Here is a 19675-nt window from a genome sequence, read left to right on the forward strand (position 1 = left end):
GGCGTACTCGAGATCGGAAAAGCTCGTTTGCATGACGTCTGCTCACCCCCGCTGCGGACCAGGCCGCATTGTCTCAGGACCAAGGTCTCATGCCACCTAGACGTGGGAATAAATCAGCGTTTCCTGAGCAGAAACGCCTGCACGCGGACGTTGAACCATTGCGCGTCCTCCACGGACGGCCCGTGCCCGAGGTCCGGCAGCAGCTCCAGGTGCGCATCCGGCGCCTGTGCCGCCAGCGCCTCGCCCATGTGCACGAAATCCGGCAGGTCGCGTGTGCCGACCAGCACCAGCGTGGGCGCCAGCAGTTCGTGCAGGCGCTGCGCGAGGGGTGGTTGCAGGCCCGTTTCCGGGTCGCGGTGTTGCCAGTGCCAGCCGGAGTAGTCGGCCATGATCTGCGTGAGCAGGGCCCGGCCGGTCGGCGTTTGCAGGGTCGGGGCGAACAGCGCGGCGTTCAGCCATGCGCTGCGGGCGGCGTCCAGGCCGTCCCGGGCTGCGATCTGCCAGACGCTCTTGAGCAGCGCCAGCAGCTCGCCAAGCTGGGTGTAGCCACGCAGCAACGGGGCGGACAGCACCACGCGCCCGGTGCGCTGCGGATATGCCACGGCAAAGCTGGCGGCGATGCCACCGCCCAGTGAATGGCCGATCAGGTGCGCGCGATCGATGTCGAGCGCATCCAGCAGGGCGCGCAGGTCCTCGTGGTGAGAGTAGGGCGCCTCACCGGGCAGGCTGGAGCGGCCAAAGCCGCGCAGGTCGTAGCTGATGAGGTCGAAGGAATCGACCAGCGCCGGCCATTGCGGCGCCCACACGCGGTGGTCCAGACCGAAGCCGTGCACCAGAACCAGCGCCTCACCCTGGCCCTGGCGCCGGTAATGCAGGCGGCCGCCGTCGATGTCGACGTGGCCTTCAGTCGGCGCAGTGGGCATGAATCCAGGTGTCCAGTGCGGCCTGTCGATGGGCGAGGATTTCCCGCAGCCAGGGCGTGAAGGTGTCCGGTGCCTGCGCCACTTCGGCCAGCAGGGCCGGCCAGGCCAGCCAACGCCAGGCGCTGGCTTCCAGCGGGTCCGGGTGCGGGTCGCCGCCGTGGATGCCGCACAGCAGGTGGTCGAACTCGTGTTCGGTCAGCTCGCCGATCACCGGCAGGCGGTAGTGCAGGCTGCTGACCGGCGTCAGCGGGCAGTCGAAGCCCATTTCCTCGCGCAGACGCCGCCGCGCTTCATCGACCAGCGGCTGATCCGGCCGCGGGTGACCACAGCAGGTGTTGGTCCACAGGCCGCCGGAGTGGTATTTGCCGTCTGCCCGGCGTTGCAGCAGCAAGCGCCCGGCGGCGTCGAACACGAATACGGAAAAGGCCCGATGCAGCAGTGCACGGCGGTGGGCATCGAGCTTCTCGGCGCGGCCGGTGGGACGATCCTCGTCGTCCACCAGCTGCACCCACTCGGTGGTGGGGGAGGGCAGGTTCATGCCCGCAGCATGCCAGAGCCGGCCCGCCGGGCCAAGACGCCGCTATGATTGGGCCATGCGCCTGAAGCTGTACGTCACCGCCGGTTGCCATCTGTGCGAGGAGGCGCAGGCCGTGCTGGTGCAGGCGGGCCTGGCCGAGGTGGTGGAGCGGGTCGAGATCGGCTATGACGCCGAACTGGCCGAGCGTTACGGGTGGCGCATTCCGGTGTTGCGGATCGAGCCGGGCGGGGTGGAACTGGACTGGCCGTTTGGCGCTGCCGATGTGACCGCAGCCTGTTGAGCCACCGTAACGGCGCAATTCAAATTCACATTCTTAAAGAGGAGACGAACATGGATTACACGCGCAGCGAGGCCAAGGCCTGGGCCGGCAAGACCTTTCACGGCTTCTTCGAGGCGCCGTTCACGCCCATCGACGCCAACGGCGAGATCGATGCCAAGCAGTTGCAGGAGAACATCGACCGCTACATCGAGCTGGGCGTCGATGGCCTGGTGGTGGGGGGCTTCATCGCCGAGCTGTGGACCATGACCTACCAGGACTGGCTGCGTTACCACCAGCTGGTGGCGCAGGCGGTGCGCGGTCGGGTGCCGCTGTTCACCATCATTCTGGAGTCGTCCGCCAAGCAGGCCATCGAGAAGCTGGCCTACGTGCAGAAGCTCGGCTACGACGGCGCCGAGATCATGAACCCGTCCGTGCAGCTGCGCTCCGACGACGAGATCTTCGATTTCATGAAGTACGTGGCCGACCGCTCGCCGCTGGCGCTGGTGCTGTACCGCACGCCGATGCCCGGCACGCTGATGTCGATGGACCTGATCGTGCGCCTGGCCGAGATCGACACCATCGTCGGCGTGAAGCAGGGCAGTTTCAGCCGTTCCGACACGCTCGTGCTGCGCCGCCGGGCACGGCCGGATTTCATCGTCAGCGAACCGATGGAGAGCTTTTTCCTGGACGACCTGCGTGCCGGCGGGCAGGTGCTGTGGGCGGCGTTCTGGTACCTGGCCTACGGCAAGCTGCGCCCGCTGATGCGCGAGTACTACACGCTGGGCCGCGCCGGGCGCTGGGAAGAGGCGCGCAAGCCTTGGGAAGCGCTGCAGCCGGCGCGGGTGTTCTTCGAGGACCTGGCCACCGACATGGCGCGCACCGGCACCTACGCCAGCCACATCGCGATGATGAAGCCGTGGATGGAGGCGATCGGCTTTCCGGTCGGGCCGGTATTGCCACCGGTGCGCAGCCTGCCGGCCGAGCGGCGCGAGTGGCTGGTCGATCAGCTGAAAAAGCTCGGCGTGGCCTGAACGGCGCCGGACAAGAAAAACCCCGCTGCGGCGGGGTTTTTCGTTTCAGGAGGGCAGGGGCGGTACTCAATCCTCGCCGCTGGCGAATCCGAGCAGCTGCAGCAGGCTCAGGAACAGGTTGTACAGGCTCACGTACAGGCTGACCGTGGCCAGCAGGTAGTTGGTCTCGCCGCCGTGCACCAGCGCGCTGGTCTGGTACAGGATCGCCGCGCTCATCAGCAGCACGAACATGGCGCTGACCGCCAGCGACAGGGCGGGAATCTGCAGGAAAACCGCCGCCAGGCCGGTCAGGAAGGCCACCATCACGCCGGCGAACAGAAACCCGCCCATGAAGCTGAAATCCCGCTTCGAGGTCAGCGCGTAGGTGGACAAGCCAAGAAATATCGCGCCGCTGCCACCCAGCGCCGTCATCACCAGCTGGTGACCGTTGCTGAACATCTTCAGGTACATGCCCACGATCGGGCCCAGCGTGAAGCCCATGAAGCCGGTCAGCGCGAACACCGCCAGGATGCCCCAGGCGCTGTTTTGCAGCTTGTGGACCGCAAACAGCAGCCCGAAGTAGCCAACCAGCGTCAGCAGCAGGCCGGGGCCGCGCAGGTCGAGGGCCATCGCAAACGCGGCTGTGGCAGCGCTGAACAGCAGCGTCATGGCCAGCAGGGTGTAGGTATTGCGGATCAGCGAGTTGGTCGCCGCCGCGCCGCGGGTCTGTGCAATCTCGTAGGGGCTGGAATTCATGGGGTATTCCGGGATTTGCCAAGGGGCTTTGATTCTACGCAACTGAGCGCGCTTGGCCACCCCACGGCGTCGGCTGGTCAGGCATCGGCCCGGTCCGCTATCCTTCGCGCCGCCGCGGAGAGGTGGCTGAGCGGTTTAAAGCGGCGGTCTTGAAAACCGTTGACCCGAAAGGGTCCGGGGGTTCGAATCCCTCCCTCTCCGCCAGTTCTGCCCCCGGGAGCAAGCCCTGCGCCCGCTCGGCGTCCGCCTGGGCCTGATCCGCATGATCTTGAGCCGGTCGATACGCTCCTTGAGCGCCGGGTCCTCCAGATCGGCGGGCCTGCCTCGATGCGTCTGGCGACGCGATCGTCCAGCTTGTCCGTCGGCACGGCCATGCCTTCGCAAGCGGTCGGCACCGCGCTCAGGCGGCGTTCTGCAACGGACGCGCGCGCTCGATCCGCTCGCGCTCCTTGGGCGTGTTCATCACCTCCCAAAGATCGCTGCGCCGCTGTATGTTGAGCCAGAAGTCCGGGCTGTTACCGAACACGCGGGCCAGGATCAGCGCCGTTGCCGCGGTCACGTTCCTGCGGTTCCCGCACAACTCATTGACATGCTTGCGCTGGACGCCCATCGCCTCGGCGAGCGCCCCCTGCGTCAAGCCCATCGGCTGCATGAACTCTTCGGTGAGAATTTCGCCGACAGTCGCCGGCTTGCGCTTGGTGGTCAGCATGCTTGCCTCTCTTTCATCGGTAGCCGTGATCGTCCAGATAAATTCCGTCCGCTTCGCCGCGCTCGCCATCCCAACGGAAGATCAACCGCCATTGTTGGTTGACGCGGATGGAATGGAATCCTGCCAGATTGCCGCGCAGCTTCTCGAAGTGATTGCTGGGCGGCACGCGCAAGTCCTGGTCGGTCACGGTATCGTCAATCATCTGGAGCTTGCGGAACAAGCGGGCTTCAAGATCGGATGGGATATTGCGGGAACGGACATCATCCACAAAGAAGGCCCGCAGCCAGTGGTCCCGAAAGCCTACGATCACAGATTCAATCCAACGACGAGCGTATGTACCACACTATAACTCACGCTGACGCGGTCCCCGCGGCCGCGCCCAGAAAAATGCCGGCTGCACCCGGCGCCCGTCGGGCAACCCGGTACAGCCGGCGATGGGGCAGGGGGCTGCAATCGCCCCCTCGAGGCCCGGCGGTGGTCAGCGCAGGTCGAACCGGTCGAGGTTCATCACCCGGGTCCAGGCGGCGACGAAGTCGTTGACGAACTTGTCCCCGGCATCGTCGCTGGCGTAGACCTCGGCGATGGCGCGCAGCTCGGAGTTCGAACCGAACACCAGATCCACCCGCGTGCCGGTCCACTTGAGCGCACCGTCAGCGCGCCCTTCGTATACACCCTCGCCGGCGGGCTGCCATTGGACGCCGGGGTCCAGCAGGTTGACGAAGAAGTCGTTCGTGAGCACGCCCGGGCGGCTGGTGAGGACGCCATGCCCGGTGCCGCCATGGTTGGCACCGAGCACCCGCAGCCCGCCGACCAGCACCGTCATTTCCGGCGCGGTGAGGCTGAGCAGTTGGGCACGGTCGAGCAACAGCTCCTCGGCGCGAGTTTTGACGCCGGGCTTCAGGTAGTTGCGGAAGCCATCGGCTATCGGTTCCAGCGGGGCGAAGGATTCGACATCGGTCTGCTGCTGGCTGGCGTCGCCGCGGCCGGGTGCGAACGGCACTGTGATTTCGATGCCGGCCGCCTTGGCCGCCTGTTCGATGCCCACGTTGCCGCCCAGCACAATCACATCGGCCACGCTGGCGCCGCTGGCCGCGGCGATGCCCTCGAGCACCTTCAGAACCTCCTGCAGGCGCGCCGGCTCGTTGGCTTCCCAGTGCCTTTGCGGATCCAGGCGGATGCGGGCGCCGTTGGCGCCGCCGCGCTTGTCCGAGTCGCGGAAGGTGCGCGCGCTGTCCCAGGCGGTGGCGACCAGATCGCTCACGCCAAGACCGCTGGCGGCGATCTTCGCCTTTACCGCCGCCACGTCGTAATCGCGCCGACCGGCCGGCACCGGGTCCTGCCAGATCAGCTCCTCGGCCGGCACCTCGGGGCCCAGGTAACGCACGCGCGGCCCCATGTCGCGGTGGGTCAGCTTGAACCAGGCGCGGGCGAAGGCGTCGGCGAAGGCCTGTGGGTCCTGGTGGAAGCGGCGCGCGATCGGCTCGTAGATCGGATCGAAGCGCAGCGACAGATCCGCCGTGGTCATCATCGGCGCGTGTTTCCTGGACGGGTCGTGGGCGTCCGGAATCATGTGCTCCGGCTTCACGTCCTTGGCCCGCCACTGATGCGCGCCGGCCGGGCTCTTGACCAGCTCCCATTCGTAGCCGAACAGCATGTCGAAGTAGCCGTTGTCCCATTGGGTGGGATTCGGCTTCCAGGCGCCTTCGATGCCGCTGGTGGTGGTGTGCGGGCCCTTGCCGGTGCCGAAGGCATTTTTCCAGCCAAGGCCCATCTGCTCGATCGGCGCCGCTTCCGGCGGCGGGCCGACGAGCTGCGGATCGCCCGCGCCGTGGGCCTTGCCGAAGGTGTGACCGCCGGCGACCAGCGCCACCGTTTCCTCGTCGTTCATGGCCATGCGGGCGAAGGTTTCGCGCACGTCGCGGCCGGAAGCGACCGGGTCGGGGTTGCCATCGGGGCCTTCCGGGTTCACGTAGATCAGGCCCATCTGTACGGCGGCGAGCGGGTTCTCGAGCTCACGCTCGCCGGAGTAGCGACTGCCGGGCTTGTCCGAGGTAGCCAGCCACTCGGCCTCAGCGCCCCAGTAGACATCGTCCTCCGGCTCCCAGATGTCCTCGCGCCCGCCGCCGAAACCGAAGGTCTTGAAACCCATCGATTCCAGCGCCACGTTGCCGGCCAGGATCATCAGATCCGCCCAGGACAGCTTGCTGCCGTACTTCTTCTTGATCGGCCACAGCAGCCGACGCGCCTTGTCCAGGTTGCCGTTGTCCGGCCAGCTGTTGATGGGCGCAAAGCGCTGGTTGCCGGTGGCGGCGCCACCGCGGCCGTCGGCGATGCGGTAGGTGCCGGCGCTGTGCCAGGCCATGCGGATGAACAGGCCGCCATAGTGGCCCCAGTCGGCCGGCCACCAGTCCTGCGAGTCGGTCATCAGCGCCTTGAGGTCGTTTTTCAGCGCGGCGTAGTCGAGCTTCTGGAACGCCCGGGCGTAGTCGAATCCAGCGTCCAGGGGGTTCGACTTGGCCGAGTGCTGGCTCAGAATCCGCAAATTCAGCCGGTCCGGCCACCAATCGGCATTCGACCGTGCGGCGGCCGTGGTGCGGCTGCCGTGCGTGCCGCTGAAAGGACACTTTGCTTCGTTGGACATTACCTGTTCCTCGTATTGGCTAGGGGGATGAGATGAGTGGGATGGGATGCAACGCTATCGGATTGGCCGACGCAGTTCCAATTGAACTTTTGGATTCAATCGATAGGCATCGTCTATCGATTCCGGCGGACGCCCGAGATCAGCACCGGTCAGCCGGCCACCCCGCGACCCGACGCGGCACTGCGGGGAACTCAACCTGGGCCGCTATAATCGGCAGCTTTCGCACATCCCAAGCAAAAGTCCAAACTACGTGATCAATCGTCTCATTGCGGCCGTGAAGGCCGTGTTCGGCCGCGCGCCACCAACCCCCGAAGCTCCGCCCGTTGCGCCGCGCGCCCCCAAGCCTGCCCCGGAACGGCCCAAACAGACCGCGCCGCAAGCAGCGCAAACCAAGGCCCCTCCGGCTCCCCGGAAAGGACCGGCCACCGCCAAGCCGCGCGTCGCCACACCGGCCCCCAAGGCCCCCGCGCACACCACCGGCCTGCCGTTCGATGCGCTGCCACTGGACCCGCGGCTGAAGGCGAGCGTGGCTGCCACGGGCTTTACGCACTGTACGCCAATTCAGGAGCAGGCCTTGCCGAGGCTACTGGCGGGCAAGGACGTCGCCGGCCAGGCGCAGACCGGCACCGGCAAGACGGCGACCTTCCTGCTGGCCCTGTTCAATCATCTGCTGCGCGAACCGCCGCGGCCCGGCCGCCTGCCAACCCAGCCGCGGGCGCTGGTGATGGCGCCGACCCGCGAGCTGGTGATCCAGATTTATCGCGATGCGCAGGCGCTGGGGCACGGACTCGACATCACGCTCGGCCTGGCCTACGGCGGCGTTGATTACGACAAGCAGCGGGACCAGATCGCCGCCGGTGTGGATGTGCTGATCGGCACGCCCGGGCGCCTGATCGATTTTCTGAACCAGGGCGTTTACGACCTGTCGGCCGGGCAGGTGATCGTGCTCGACGAGGCCGACCGGATGTTCGACCTGGGCTTCATCAAGGACGTGCGCTACATGATGCGGCGCCTGCCGCCGCCGCAGGAACGCCTGTCGATGATGTTCTCGGCGACGCTCGCCCAGCGCGTGCTGGAACTGGCCTACGAGCACATGCACGACCCGGAGCTGGTGCGCATCGAGCCGGAAAAGGTCACCGTCGATCGCGTGCGTCAGGTGATCTACCACACCGCCACCGACGAGAAAATTCGCCTGCTCATCGGCCTTTTACAGTCGCTGCCAGAGGCCCGCAGCATGGTGTTCGTCAACACCAAGGCCGAAGCCGAGCGCGTGTGGGGCTACTTGCAGACCAACGACATTCCGGCCGGCCTGATGACCGGCGACGTGCAGCAGCGCAAGCGCGAGCGTCTGCTCGAACAGTTCCGCAAGGGTGAACTGGCGGCGCTGGTGGCCACCGACGTGGCCGCCCGCGGCCTGCACATCGACGGCGTGACGCACGTGTTCAATTACGACCTGCCGCAGGATGCCGAGGATTACGTGCACCGCATCGGCCGCACGGCGCGCGCCGGCGCCGCCGGCGAGGCGATCAGCTTCGGCTGTGAGCGTTACGTGTACTCGCTGCCGGAGATCGAAAAGTACATCGGGCAGAAGTTGCCGGTAGAACCGGTGCCACCCGACATGCTGGTCAAACCGAAGCCACGCGTGCGCCTGGCGGAGGAAGATCGCGTGGCGCCCAGGCCCGGCGCCAGTGGCGGTCGTTCCGGCACTAGCGGCGGACCATCGCGGCGCCGGCCGCCGCGGCGGACGCACTGACGTTCCGAGGCACAGACGTGCCGACCACTGTGGGAGCCCGGCTGTGCCGGGCGAGCATCGCGCAGCAAAGCTGCGCTTCACAAGGATTTAACGATCACCGACACCGACTGGCTTTCTGGCTTTTCGATAATTTAACATAATATACATTATGCGCAATGGAGCGCGCCGAGCCGGACCCCGCGCCGCGGCCGGTGCGCTGGTGGCTGGACCGCCTGGACCGCTGGCAGGCACACGAGGCCGACTTCATGACCCTGCGCCAGCACGCCGGCATCACGCGCCAGGAAGTGGCCACGCTGTGCGCCGTGACCGAGGCCACCGTCAGGCGCTGGGAGGACGCCAGCAAGCCGCCGCCGCGCGCCATCGTGCTGCTGCTGCACCTGTCCGGCGGCCAGCTGGGCGTGCTAGATCCGGCATGGCAGGACTGGTGCATCCGTGCCGGCCAACTGTGGGCGCCGCACCTGCTGGGCCGAGGCTTCCAGCCCGAGCACCTGAAGGTCTACGAATACGCCTTCATGGAGCGCGACGCCCTGCGCCAGGAGCTGGACAAGGCACGGGCGGCCGCATCACTCAAATCAGGCCACCAGGGCGGGAACGGGCGCCCTCAATGCCACGCGGTACGGGCTGCGCCCGGCACGCCCGGCCAGGCCATCGCCCCCGAAAGTGTGGATGCCGGGCTTCCGCTGCCGCGCCTCCCGATGAGGGGCGACCAACCCCGGAATCCGTTGAAGCATGACGATCTGATTCCGCCATCGCATGCCGGTGCAGCGTGCCCGCAAACCGTTGATGCACAACAAAACGGCCAGGCCGATGCTGGAAGCGTGTGCATGCCTGAGCATGGGCGCGGGACACTTGTCGAAGTAGAGACAAGCCCAGGCTCGCTGCGCTCGCCGGCATCCGCGGACCCGCCGCCAGGTGCCGCGAAACCTGCCGGCAGACACCCTGCCCTAGCCACGCCCAGGGACCGGGCAAGCGGTCGCGACGGCGCCAACCCTGCGCCCGCACGTGCGCCTACCGACAAAGGACCGGCACGCTCGCCGCCGGCGAGCGCCGCCGGGCCTTTGAACGGAGGCTATACATTATGCGCAATAGAGCGCGCCGAGCCGGACCCCGCGCCGCGGCCGGTGCGCTGGTGGCTGGACCGCCTGGACCGCTGGCAGGCACACGAGGCCGACTTCATGACCCTGCGCCAGATGGCCGGCATCACGCGCCAGGAGGTGGCCACGCTGTGCGCCGTGACCGAGGCCACTGTCAGGCGCTGGGAGGACGCCAGCAAGCCGCCGCCGCGTGCGATCGTGCTGCTTGTGAAAGCTCGCCCGGCCCATCCGGCGGCGTCGGGAATGATCCCGTGGCGCACCCAAACCCCACCTGTCGCGAACCCGACAAAGCCCACAGGCCTGCCTTGGCGGCCTGGCCCGGGATTGGCCATGAATAAATAAACGCATTCAATTACCGCTAGTTATTGAATATTCGTGGCTGGCACACTGCTTGCGATGAACCGGCTGAAGCCCTCATCGGTCGCCGGTCATGCCCACTGCCACTGTCATCGTCAACGACACCACGCTGCGCGACGGCGAGCAGACCGCCGGGGTTGCGTTCAGTGTCGGGGAAAAACTCGCCATCGCACGCGCACTGGCTGCTGCCGGCGTGCCGGAACTCGAAGTCGGCATTCCGGTAATGGGCGGCGCCGAGCGCGAGACCATCGAGGCCGTCGCTGCCCTGCATCTGGGTCCGCAACTGATGGTCTGGGGTCGCATGCAGCCGCAGGATCTGGCCGCGACCCGTGCCTGCAGGGTTGACCTCGTCAACCTGTCGATCCCGGTATCGGACATTCACCTCGCCCACAAGCTGGGTCGCGACCGGGCCTGGGCGCTCGGCCAGGTGGAACGCTACGTGAAGGCCGGGCTGGATGCCGGATTCAGGGTGTGCGTGGGCGCCGAGGATGCCTCGCGCGCCGATGTCGATTTCCTCCTGCGCGTGGCGGAAACGGCCGCCGCGGCGGGCGCCTGCCGGCTGCGCTTTGCCGACACGCTGGGCGTGCTCGACCCGTTCGGCATCTACGAGCGAATCGCCCGCCTGCGCGCGGCGGTCGATCTGGATATCGAGATGCACGCCCACGACGACCTGGGGCTGGCCACTGCCAACACGCTGGCGGCCGTGCGTGCCGGGGCGACGCACATCAACACGACCGTCAATGGCCTGGGCGAGCGCGCCGGCAATGCGCCGCTGGAAGAGGCCGTGATGGCTTTGCGCCACCTGTACGGTATCGACACCGGCGTCGACAGCCACCGCCTGCCGATGCTGTCGGCACTGGTGGCGACCGCGTCCGGGCGACCGGTGGCGGCCGGCAAGAGCATCGTCGGTGAGTGGGTGTTCACCCATGAGGCCGGCATCCACGTCGATGGCCTCATCAAGCACGCCGCCAACTACCAGGGCTTCGACCCGGCAGAGCTTGCCCGCAGCCACCGCACCGTGCTCGGCAAGCATTCCGGCGGCAACGCGGTGCGCGCCGCCTATGCGGCGCTCGGCATTGCGCTTGACGCCACCGCGGTCGGACGGCTGCTGGCGCAGATTCGTGCCCACGCGGTCGCCACCAAGCGGGCGCCGGAAGTGGCCGACCTGCTGCGCTTTTATCGAAAACTTACGCTGGAGGCAGCCTGATGAGAGCACTGCACGGGTCACCGTACGCCGCGCCGGGAGCCGGCCGATGAGCGCCCTGCTCGATCGCATGGCGCAGCTGTCGGCGGCCGAGGAGTTCTTCGCTTTCCTCGACCTGCCCTACGAGCCCCAGGTGGTGCACGTCAACCGCCTGCACATCCTGAAACGCTTCAATCAGTACCTGCGCGTCACGCCGGAACTGGACGGCCAGGACGAGGCCGCGCAGCGCGCCATCTGCCGCGGGCTGCTGGCACGGGCGCATGACGATTTCGTGCACTCCAACGCCGCGCAGGAAAAGGTGTTCAAGGTGTTCCAGGACCAGGACGGCAAATCGGTGTCGCTGAGCTCTCTGCGCGGCGCCCTGCCCAGTCAACGCGAGAGGACGTGACAGCCATGCACAGCGTCGTATGCATCAAGCAGGTGCCGGACAGCTCGCAGATACGCGTGCATCCGGTCACCAACACCATCATGCGCCAGGGCGTGCCGGCGATCATCAATCCCTACGACCTGTTTGCCCTGGAGGCCGCCCTGAAGCTCAAGGACCGCTACGGCGGTCGGGTGACGGCGCTGTGCATGGGGCCGCCGCAGGCCGAGGCGGCGCTGCGCAAGGCACTGTCGTTTGGCGCCGACGAGGCGATCCTGGTCACCGACCGGGCCTTTGCCGGCTCCGACACGCTGGCCACCAGCTTCGCGCTGGCCTCTGCGGTCCGGCAGATCCAGCGCGACATGGCGGTGGATATCGTCTTCACCGGCAAGCAGACCATCGACGGTGACACCGCCCAGGTCGGCCCCGGCGTGGCCAAGCGGCTGGACCTGCAACTGCTGACCTACGTTTCCAATATCGACGAGGTCGACCTGGAACGGGGCGAAATCGTCGTGCAGCGCCGCGCCGAGGGCGGCGTGCAGCTGCTCAAGACCCGCCTGCCGGCGCTGGTCACGGTGCTCGAAGGCATCAACGAGATGCGCTTCGCGACGCTCGACGACATGTTCCGGGCCGCCCGCTACCCCCTGAAAGTCTGGAACCGGGAACAGGCCGGCATCGAGGACGTGGCCAAGATCGGCCTCAAGGGCTCGCCCACCGTGGTAGCCAAGGTCTTCGCGCCGCAGGCCAGGCGCGAGCGGGCGGAACTGATCGAGACCCAAAGCAACGCGCCCAGCGATCTGGCTGCCACGCTGCTGGCCAAGCTGTTCACCCGCTATCCCCAGGTCAAGGCCCAGGTAGAGCGCCAGGCCCTGTGAGCACGGAGAACCGACCCATGAGTGAACAAGCCCCCTCCTCGCCCGCCCGGCCGACTGGCCGGCGCAAGGTCGAACTCGACCCGCGTCTGGCCGCCTACAAGGGTGTGTGGGTATTCATCGAGCACGAGCGCGGCGCCGCGCATCAGGTGTCCTTCGAGTTGCTGGGCGAGGGCCGCAAACTGGCCGACGCGCTCGGTGTGGAACTGGCCGGCGTGGTGCTGGGCGCGCCGGGCGAGGCGACGCGGCGCTTTTGCGCCGAAGCCTTCCACTACGGCGCCGATCTTTGCTACCTGGTCGAGGACCCGATCCTGGCCGACTACCGCAACGAGCCCTACACGCGCGGCCTGACCGATCTGGTCAATGCCTTCCAGCCGGAAATCCTGCTGCTGGGGGCCACCACGCTGGGCCGCGACCTGGCCGGATCGGTGGCCACCACCTTGCAAACAGGCCTGACCGCCGACTGCACTGAGCTGAACATTGATCCGGAAAACCGCAGCCTTGCCGCCACCCGCCCCACCTTCGGCGGCAGCCTGCTGTGCACCATCCAGACCCTGAACTACCGGCCGCAGATGGCCACCGTGCGGCCGCGGGTGATGAGCCTGCCGGAGCCCGACACCGGCCGCAGCGGGCGCATCGTCGAGCACCCGCTGGGCCTCATCGAGACCGACATCATCACCAAGGTGCTGGAGTTCATCCCCGACCAGAACCGCGATCAGGCGCAGCTGGCCTACGCCGACATCATCGTCTCGGGCGGGCGGGGCCTCAAGCGCCCCGAAAACTTCCAGTTGATCTGGGATCTGGCCAAGGTGCTGGGCGCCGAGGTCGGCGCCTCGCGGCCGGTGACACAGGCCGGCTGGGTCAGTGCCGACCGCCAGGTCGGCCAGACCGGCAAGACGGTGCGGCCGAAGCTGTACATCGCCGCCGGCATTTCCGGCGCGATCCAGCACCGCGTGGGCATGGAAGCCTCGGACGTCATCATCGCCATCAACGAGGACCCGGCGGCGCCGATCTTCGACTTCGCCACCTACGGCATCGTCGGCAACGCCATGCAGATTCTGCCGGCGCTGACCGAGGCGTTTCGCCAACACCTGGCCACCGCCCGCAAGGCGGGCTGACCCGAGGAGATCGTCATGAGCGAGAAATTCGACGTCATCGTGGTCGGCGCCGGTCCGGCCGGCAACGCCGCCGCCTACACGCTGGCCAAGGGCGGATTGAAAGTGCTGCAGATCGAGCGCGGCGAATCGCCGGGCTCCAAGAACGTGCAGGGCGCCATCCTCTACGCCGACGCGCTGGAACGGATCATTCCCGACTTTCGCGACGATGCGCCGCTGGAGCGGCACGTCATCGAGCAGCGCGTCTGGGTGCTGTCCGACGATGCCTACGTCGGCAGCACCTACCGCTCGGCCGCCTTCGACAAGCCGCCCTACAACCGCTACACCATCATCCGCGCCCAGTTCGACAAATGGTTCTCGCAAAAGGTGCAGGAAGCCGGCGCCCTGCTACTGTGCGAGACCACCGTCACCGGCCTGGTGATGGACGGCGACCGGGTCGCCGGCGTGCACACCGACCGCGGCGGCACGGTGTACGCCGACCTGGTGATCCTGGGTGACGGCGTGAACTCCCTGCTGGCCAACAAGGCCGGCTTTCACCCGGAGCTGAAGCCCCGCGACGTGGCATTGGCGGTCAAGGAGATCCACTTCCTGCCGGAAGCCACCATCGAGAGTCGCTTCAACGTGCAGCCCGACCAGGGCGTGGTGATCGAGATGGCCGGCAAGATCACGCAGGGCATGGTCGGCACCGGCTTCCTGTACACCAACCGCGAGTCGCTGACCATCGGCGTCGGCTGCCTGCTGTCGGACTTCAAGGCCAACGGCGTGCCGCCCTATCAGATGCTGGAGGACATGAAGAAACACCCCGCCATCGCGCCGCTGCTCGAAGGCGGCGAGATGAAGGAGTACTGCGCCCACCTGATCCCGGAAGGTGGCTACAAGGCGGTGCCGCAGGTCTACGGGCACGGCTGGCTGATGGTTGGCGACGCCGCCATGCTGGTCAACAGCGTGCACCGCGAGGGCTCCAACCTGGCCATGACCTCCGGCCGCCTGGCGGCGGAAACGGCGCTCGAACTGGCCGCCGCCGGCAAGGCCATGACGGCGCGCAATCTGGCCACCTACCGCGCGCGCCTGGAAGACAGCTTCGTGCTCAAGGATCTGAAGAAATACCAGCGCCTGCCGCAGGTATTCGACCGCAACCATCAGTTCTTCACCGATTACCCGGACCTGCTCAACGGCGCCGCCCACACCCTGCTCACCGTCGACGGCGTCGACAAGAAAACCAAGGAAAAACAGGTGCGCAAGAACTTCGTCACGCGCCGCTCGCCGCTGGGTCTGGTGGGCGATGCCTTCAAGCTGTGGAGGGCCTTCGAATGATCAAGGTCGAGGAAAAACTGTTCCAGAACCGCTACCGGGTCGACGCCGGACGGCCGCACATCTCCATCATCGACGCATCGGTCTGCCAGCACGACTGCCCGACCAAACAATGCACCGTCTGCTGCCCGGCGGCCTGCTACACCCGCGAGGGTGACGGTCGCGTCACGCTGATTACCGACGGTTGCCTGGAATGCGGCACCTGCCGGGTGATCTGCACCGATCACCGTAACGTGGCGTGGGAGTACCCGCGCGGCGGCTACGGCATCCTGTTCAAGTTCGGCTGACGGCCATGCCAAGACCGGAAAAACACGTCTTCGTCTGTGTCCAGACCCGCCCGGCCGGGCACCCGCGCGGCTCCTGCGGTCAAAGCGGCAGCGGCGACCTGCTGCAGGCGCTGGGACAGGGGCTGGCGCAGGCCGGGCTGGCCGAGCGCGTGGCGCTCACCTCCTGCGGTTGCCTTGGACCCTGCGGTGACGGGCCCAACGTCCTGGTGTATCCGCAAGGCGTTCTGTACCTTGGCGTAAGCCGCGACGATGTGCCGGGCATCCTGGATCACCTGGCCGGTGGCGAACCGGTGACGCGGCTGCTGGCGCCGGCCACGGTATGGAGCTGACGGCCACAGCCCGCTTCGGTGGCTCCGTCCCGGCGGCAGCGGCCGAGCTGCTGGAGCAGGCACGCGCCGCCTGGCACGATCCGGCCGCCGCAACCGCCCTGCTCGGCGAGGCGCTGGCCCTGGCGCCGGACTGTCTGGCGCTGCATTACGCCCGCTACAAATTCCACAGCAGCCATGGCCAGTACGCACTGGCCGACGCGGCCGCCGGCGCGGCACTGATCGAAGCCGCCCGCCAGGCGGGCTTCGACGCCGACTGGCGCACCCTCGGCCCGGCCACTGCCGATTGGTCCGACGTGCACGGCGCGGCTCATTTCTACCTGTTCAGCCTCAAGGCCCTGGCCTATCTGCGTCTGCGCCGCGGCGCCGTGCAGGACTGCCTCGCCCTGCTGGACACACTGCAGCGGATCGATCCGGCCGACCAGGTCGGGGCCGAGGTCATCCGCGCCCTGTACCGGGGAGCCATCAGCCATGCGGCCTGAATCCGGCGCCCGCCTGGGGTGGAAAACCACCCTCGCCCACCCGGACGGCCACAACCCGTGGTCCGTCTACGAGCGCCTGCTGAATCGCGTGGCGGACGTCGGCCCGGCGCATGAGATAACGCTTGGCATGATCTGGACGCTGTGCCGGGGCGAGCGCGCCAGCGGGCTTGCCATGACCCCCGCCAGTGCCCCGCGCACCCTGCCGTGGCCCGGCACGCTGGCTGGCCGACCGCTGGCCGAACTGGCCAGCTGGCTGCCGGCCTGGAACCCGCACGAGGCAAGCATCGGTCTGGCCGCCGTCAATGCCGCCCTGAACACGCCGGACAACCCGCTGTTGGCGAATTCAACGCCGCTGTCCGGTCGCGGCAACCTCGCCGTTTTCGAGCACTTTGCCCCGCAGCTGAAAAACCGGCGGGTGGTGGTGATCGGCCGCTACCCAGGCCTTGAGGCCTACGCCGGCGCCCTGGACCTGACCGTGCTGGAGCGCCAGCAGACCGAAGGCGACCTGCCCGACCCGGCCTGTGAATACCTGCTGCCGGAGGCCGACTGGGTATTCCTGACCGCCAGCAGTCTGGCCAACAAGACCTTTTCGCGCCTGGCCGAACTATCGCGCCGCGCCACCACCGTGCTGATGGGGCCAGGCACGCCCTGGCTGGCCGATTTCGCGGACTTCGGTATCGACTACCTGGCCGGCGTGGACGTCACGGACAGCGCGCAACTGCGCCGCACCGTCGCCGAGGGTGGCGGCACACGCCTGTTCGACGGCGGTGTGCGCTACCGCCTGGCGGCCCTGCACGCCGACACCTGAACCCCCACCCTGGAGCAAACCCCATGGCCATCGCCTACGACCACCTGAAAGCCGACCTCACCCTGTGCACCGGCACCCGCAAGGCCGGGCAGCAATGCAACGGCACCGTCCATGTCTGCGGCCAGTGCGGCGCCCGCGGCTGCAAACAGACGCGCGTCGGCCTGTGTACGGAACAGGCATTCAGCGTGCTCGACCAGTGCCTGAAATGCGGTGCCCATGCCATGCAGCCGGCTGGCTGATCGTCCGCTTTTTTTCACACGCCACAGGCCGCTTGAGCGCGCAGGAAAACCCCATGGCCGAAATGATCACCGTGGAAGATCGCAACCAGGACACCCTGTCGCGCAAGGCCGGCCGTTATCTGTACGTCGATACCCGGTTGTGGCTCGACGAAGATGGCCAGGTGCACCGGGCTGACGGGCCGGCCGTGCTTTCCCCCGACGGGGCCCAGATCTGGTATGTCCGCGGCAAAGAAGTGACGCGTGAGGTAACCGCGTTCTTTATCCAGCATAAATGGCCCTTGCAACGAGGCCTGAATACGCCGGAAAAGATCATTGAGTTCGATGCCCGGTTCCTGAAATGACCGCCGGGCCGAGCACAAGCGGTGACTTCAATCCCAGGCCAAGTGCCTATTGCCTGGAATCACGCAACTGACTTTCGAAATCAATGGGTACCGCTCTACAACGATGCCTTGCAGGAGCTCGTCATGTTCACCAAAGCGTGCGATTTGAGCGAATTGAGTGAAGGAAAATACGATGTAGCCGCCGTCAACCGCACTCTGGTGCTGCTGGTCTGGCCGCGGGGCGGTCAACTCGTCGCCTTGCAGGGTATGTGCCCACATGCGAACGAACCGCTTGCCGACGCCAGGTTCGACGGCAGCATTCTCGCCTGCCGGCATCATGACTGGGAATTCGACGGCGCCACCGGCCAGTGTGTCCGGGGAAAGCCCTGCAAGCTTGCCGAATATCCCGTCCAGATACGAGACGGAGAAGTCCACGTCGACGTTACCGGCGTGGTTCCCAACCGGGCCGCTTGATATCGGGGCACACGTTCGCCGATCGGATCGAATCAAATCAATCAGCGATTCCCGTATACATCAAGCCAGTCGACCAGGCCAGTTTTCAGGAGATTCCCCATGTCGATTGCCGAAGGATTCTTCATTGATTGGGACGGCAATGCCCGCCGCACGGACGATCCCGGCGGTGGGTATTGCTGCGAAGTCGATACCGTCGCCCGCTATGTTGCCGTCACCACGAAAAGCGGCACCCTGGTGCATGAGGGCACTTATTACCTGAGCCTGGCTGACATCGAAAAGGCCGGCATCAAGGCGCCGCTGGTCGCCGGCTCGCATCCCTGGGGCAGCCGGCAAGACGGATTCTAATGAAGCGCTGAATAAATCCATCCTGGATTTTTCAGCGCCCGCCATCGGAAAAGTGTGATTTTCCGATGGCTCACAAAATCAGTGGCTTGCAGCCACCGATTTTGGCAGCGCGTCCCTGCGCTGCGGGAAACGCTGAATACTCCAGCGTTTCCCTAAGCGTCGCTCACAGCCGCGGGAATCGGATCATGTTGCCAACCACCATTCTGGTCGACGATGCGCCGCGCTGCGTCGTGCGGCCGAACGACGCCAAGGCGCTCAGTCGCTTCATTCGCAGCGGCAGACCGTTCCTGCTCGGCAAAAAACCGGACGGCACCATTTCCCACCGACCGGCCGAGGCCGGGGAACTGGCGAAGTGGTGCGATGCCCTGGCCCTGCATGAGGCCTGCGGCGGCACCGAGGACGAGTATTTCGGGGTGCCGCTGTAGCGAAAGCCGCTCCGCCTTCCCGGCAAAAGCGCCGCCGTCCGGGCGGCGTCAGAGCACCGCTTCGAAGCCCTCGAACTGCGGCGGGCCGAGGTACAGCCCCTTGTTCTGGCCGGCGCCGGCGTGGGCGGCACGAAACGCCTCCGAGCGCGTCCAGGCCTCGAAGGCGGCGGCGCCGTCCCAGGTGGAGTGCGAAATGAACACCGTGGCCTGCCCGTCGCTGGGCCCCTGCAGCAGGTTGAAGCGCTGGAAACCGGGCACCTCGGCCAGACGGCTGTCGCGCGTGCGCCAGACCTCGATGAATTCGGCCTCGCGGCCGGCGGCGATGCGAAAGCGGTTCATGGCGATGAACATGGGCAAGACTCCCTGGAGCGTGGCGCAGGACAGGCACCGCAACGGCCGGCGCAGGGCCTTGGCAGGACCTGAAGAAGGTCAGGAACGATACCCCTCCTCGGCCAGCACCTGGCGCACCACCGGCAGCGCACGCACGCGCCGGTAGTGCGCCGCCACGCGCGGCGGCAGCGGAATGTCCGTCCGGTCGGCCCAGAATTCGTTGTAGAACAGCCCGGCGTCGGCGATGGTGAAGTGCTCGCCGACCGCGTAACCGGCGGCCGGCAGGCGCGTGTCGAGCACCGCAAACGCCTGGGTGACGATCTGGCGGCCATGCGCCGTCACGTCGTCGCGCGCCCGCGCGCCGGGTTCGGCAAGGTAGCGCTCGGCGGTGAAGATGCGCCTGAAGCCCTCGCCGTGCAGCTGGCTGAGCGCAAAGTCGAGCAGTTCCACGGCGCGCGCCGCGAGCGCCGGATCATCCGGCAGTAGCCTGGCGCGCGGGTATCGCTCGGCAAGCCACAGCGCGATCGACCGGAAGTCGGTCAGCGCCGTGCCCTCGTCCGGCACCAGCGTCGGAATGGTGCCGCGCGGGTTGATGGCCAGGTACTCGGGCTTCAGGTGATCGCCGGCCGGCAGGTTCAGAATCCACGCCTCGAACGGCAGCTCCAGGGTTTCGAGCAGGATGTGGATGCCGGTCGAGCAGGAACCGGGCGTCATGTAGAACTTCATGGCCATG

26 protein-coding genes and 1 tRNA gene are annotated in these 19675 nt (G+C 67.0%); 19 read left to right on the top strand and 8 right to left on the bottom strand.

Annotation, left to right across the window (positions count from 1 at the left end; genetic code table 11):
• Nucleotides 1-113: 113 nt before the first annotated feature.
• Both H5U26_RS14230 and idi read right to left on the bottom strand, forming a co-directional pair.
• A complete protein-coding gene (locus H5U26_RS14230; RefSeq protein ID WP_290620855.1) occupies nucleotides 114-923 on the bottom strand; it encodes an alpha/beta hydrolase in 810 nt (269 codons plus the stop codon).
• Nucleotides 904-1461 (bottom strand): isopentenyl-diphosphate Delta-isomerase, encoded by a 558-nt coding sequence (idi, locus tag H5U26_RS14235; RefSeq protein WP_290620857.1) that lies wholly within the window; start codon nucleotides 1459-1461, stop codon nucleotides 904-906. Before idi ends, H5U26_RS14230 begins: the two co-directional genes overlap by 20 nt.
• A 55-nt stretch (nucleotides 1462-1516) precedes the next feature.
• Here idi and H5U26_RS14240 point away from each other — a divergent pair, with 55 nt between their 5' ends.
• Nucleotides 1517-1741, top strand: a complete 225-nt coding sequence (locus tag H5U26_RS14240) for a glutaredoxin family protein (protein WP_290620858.1) — start codon at nucleotides 1517-1519, stop codon at nucleotides 1739-1741.
• Between the two features lie 50 nt (nucleotides 1742-1791).
• Complete coding sequence (locus H5U26_RS14245) at nucleotides 1792-2751, top strand: dihydrodipicolinate synthase family protein (protein WP_290620860.1); 960 nt, start codon at nucleotides 1792-1794, stop codon at nucleotides 2749-2751.
• 66 nt (nucleotides 2752-2817) lie between these two features.
• Here the strand turns inward: H5U26_RS14245 and H5U26_RS14250 are convergent, their stop codons facing one another.
• Nucleotides 2818-3486, bottom strand: a complete 669-nt coding sequence (locus tag H5U26_RS14250) for a Bax inhibitor-1/YccA family protein (protein WP_290620862.1) — start codon at nucleotides 3484-3486, stop codon at nucleotides 2818-2820.
• 116 nt (nucleotides 3487-3602) lie between these two features.
• Here H5U26_RS14250 and H5U26_RS14255 point away from each other — a divergent pair.
• A tRNA-Ser gene (locus H5U26_RS14255) sits at nucleotides 3603-3690 on the top strand.
• A gap of 196 nt (nucleotides 3691-3886) precedes the next feature.
• Here the strand turns inward: H5U26_RS14255 and H5U26_RS14260 are convergent.
• The 3 genes from H5U26_RS14260 to katG form a co-directional block, all read right to left on the bottom strand.
• Nucleotides 3887-4195: a HigA family addiction module antitoxin gene (locus H5U26_RS14260; protein ID WP_290620864.1), complete on the bottom strand. Its 309-nt coding sequence runs from the start codon at nucleotides 4193-4195 to the stop codon at nucleotides 3887-3889.
• Nucleotides 4196-4208: 13 nt separating this feature from the next.
• Nucleotides 4209-4505, bottom strand: a complete 297-nt coding sequence (locus H5U26_RS14265) for a type II toxin-antitoxin system RelE/ParE family toxin (protein ID WP_290620866.1) — start codon at nucleotides 4503-4505, stop codon at nucleotides 4209-4211.
• Nucleotides 4506-4673: 168 nt separating this feature from the next.
• Nucleotides 4674-6836, bottom strand: coding sequence for a catalase/peroxidase HPI (gene katG / locus H5U26_RS14270; protein ID WP_290620868.1), 2163 nt, complete (start codon nucleotides 6834-6836; stop codon nucleotides 4674-4676).
• A 481-nt stretch (nucleotides 6837-7317) separates the two neighbouring features.
• On the opposite strand from katG, the gene H5U26_RS14275 reads away from it, so the two are divergent.
• The 16 genes from H5U26_RS14275 to H5U26_RS14350 all read left to right on the top strand — a co-directional run bounded on the left by H5U26_RS14275 (nucleotide 7318) and on the right by H5U26_RS14350 (nucleotide 18612).
• On the top strand, nucleotides 7318-8589 hold the full coding sequence (locus tag H5U26_RS14275; RefSeq protein ID WP_366055982.1) for a DEAD/DEAH box helicase: 1272 nt from the start codon (nucleotides 7318-7320) through the stop codon (nucleotides 8587-8589).
• 245 nt (nucleotides 8590-8834) lie between these two features.
• A complete protein-coding gene (locus tag H5U26_RS14280) occupies nucleotides 8835-10025 on the top strand; it encodes a hypothetical protein (RefSeq protein ID WP_290620872.1) in 1191 nt (396 codons plus the stop codon).
• 88 nt (nucleotides 10026-10113) lie between these two features.
• Nucleotides 10114-11247, top strand: coding sequence for a homocitrate synthase (gene nifV / locus H5U26_RS14285; protein WP_290620874.1), 1134 nt, complete (start codon nucleotides 10114-10116; stop codon nucleotides 11245-11247).
• Nucleotides 11248-11293: 46 nt separating this feature from the next.
• Nucleotides 11294-11632: a nitrogenase-stabilizing/protective protein NifW gene (locus H5U26_RS14290; protein WP_290620875.1), complete on the top strand. Its 339-nt coding sequence runs from the start codon at nucleotides 11294-11296 to the stop codon at nucleotides 11630-11632.
• Nucleotides 11633-11637: 5 nt separating this feature from the next.
• Nucleotides 11638-12483: an electron transfer flavoprotein subunit beta/FixA family protein gene (locus tag H5U26_RS14295; protein ID WP_290620876.1), complete on the top strand. Its 846-nt coding sequence runs from the start codon at nucleotides 11638-11640 to the stop codon at nucleotides 12481-12483.
• A gap of 17 nt (nucleotides 12484-12500) precedes the next feature.
• Nucleotides 12501-13598: an electron transfer flavoprotein subunit alpha/FixB family protein gene (locus H5U26_RS14300; protein ID WP_290620877.1), complete on the top strand. Its 1098-nt coding sequence runs from the start codon at nucleotides 12501-12503 to the stop codon at nucleotides 13596-13598.
• Between the two features lie 15 nt (nucleotides 13599-13613).
• Nucleotides 13614-14909 (top strand): FAD-dependent monooxygenase, encoded by a 1296-nt coding sequence (locus H5U26_RS14305; protein WP_290620879.1) that lies wholly within the window; start codon nucleotides 13614-13616, stop codon nucleotides 14907-14909.
• Nucleotides 14906-15193, top strand: coding sequence for a ferredoxin family protein (locus H5U26_RS14310; RefSeq protein ID WP_290620881.1), 288 nt, complete (start codon nucleotides 14906-14908; stop codon nucleotides 15191-15193). Before H5U26_RS14305 ends, H5U26_RS14310 begins: the two co-directional genes overlap by 4 nt.
• 5 nt (nucleotides 15194-15198) lie before the next feature.
• Complete coding sequence (locus H5U26_RS14315) at nucleotides 15199-15522, top strand: (2Fe-2S) ferredoxin domain-containing protein (protein ID WP_290620883.1); 324 nt, start codon at nucleotides 15199-15201, stop codon at nucleotides 15520-15522.
• Complete coding sequence (locus H5U26_RS14320; RefSeq protein ID WP_290620885.1) at nucleotides 15513-16001, top strand: hypothetical protein; 489 nt, start codon at nucleotides 15513-15515, stop codon at nucleotides 15999-16001. The genes H5U26_RS14315 and H5U26_RS14320 overlap by 10 nt, the downstream gene beginning before the upstream one ends.
• Entirely contained in the window at nucleotides 15991-16809 is an 819-nt protein-coding gene (locus H5U26_RS14325) for a DUF364 domain-containing protein (RefSeq protein WP_290620887.1), read from the top strand. The genes H5U26_RS14320 and H5U26_RS14325 overlap by 11 nt, the downstream gene beginning before the upstream one ends.
• A gap of 23 nt (nucleotides 16810-16832) precedes the next feature.
• Nucleotides 16833-17048, top strand: a complete 216-nt coding sequence (locus tag H5U26_RS14330) for a hypothetical protein (protein ID WP_290620889.1) — start codon at nucleotides 16833-16835, stop codon at nucleotides 17046-17048.
• Nucleotides 17049-17101: 53 nt separating this feature from the next.
• Complete coding sequence (locus tag H5U26_RS14335; RefSeq protein WP_290620891.1) at nucleotides 17102-17389, top strand: hypothetical protein; 288 nt, start codon at nucleotides 17102-17104, stop codon at nucleotides 17387-17389.
• Between the two features lie 123 nt (nucleotides 17390-17512).
• Entirely contained in the window at nucleotides 17513-17842 is a 330-nt protein-coding gene (locus H5U26_RS14340) for a Rieske 2Fe-2S domain-containing protein (RefSeq protein WP_290620893.1), read from the top strand.
• 99 nt (nucleotides 17843-17941) lie between these two features.
• Nucleotides 17942-18187: a hypothetical protein gene (locus H5U26_RS14345; protein ID WP_290620895.1), complete on the top strand. Its 246-nt coding sequence runs from the start codon at nucleotides 17942-17944 to the stop codon at nucleotides 18185-18187.
• Nucleotides 18188-18372: 185 nt separating this feature from the next.
• On the top strand, nucleotides 18373-18612 hold the full coding sequence (locus tag H5U26_RS14350) for a hypothetical protein (protein WP_290620897.1): 240 nt from the start codon (nucleotides 18373-18375) through the stop codon (nucleotides 18610-18612).
• A gap of 48 nt (nucleotides 18613-18660) precedes the next feature.
• Here H5U26_RS14350 and H5U26_RS14355 read toward each other — a convergent pair whose 3' ends face one another.
• Nucleotides 18661-18963 (bottom strand): antibiotic biosynthesis monooxygenase, encoded by a 303-nt coding sequence (locus H5U26_RS14355; protein WP_290620898.1) that lies wholly within the window; start codon nucleotides 18961-18963, stop codon nucleotides 18661-18663.
• A 78-nt stretch (nucleotides 18964-19041) separates the two neighbouring features.
• Nucleotides 19042-19674: a glutathione S-transferase family protein gene (locus tag H5U26_RS14360; protein ID WP_290620900.1), complete on the bottom strand. Its 633-nt coding sequence runs from the start codon at nucleotides 19672-19674 to the stop codon at nucleotides 19042-19044.
• Between the last annotated feature and the right edge of the window lies 1 nt (nucleotide 19675).

It is taken from the genome of Immundisolibacter sp., from assembly GCF_014359565.1.
Classification (GTDB): domain Bacteria; phylum Pseudomonadota; class Gammaproteobacteria; order Immundisolibacterales; family Immundisolibacteraceae; genus Immundisolibacter.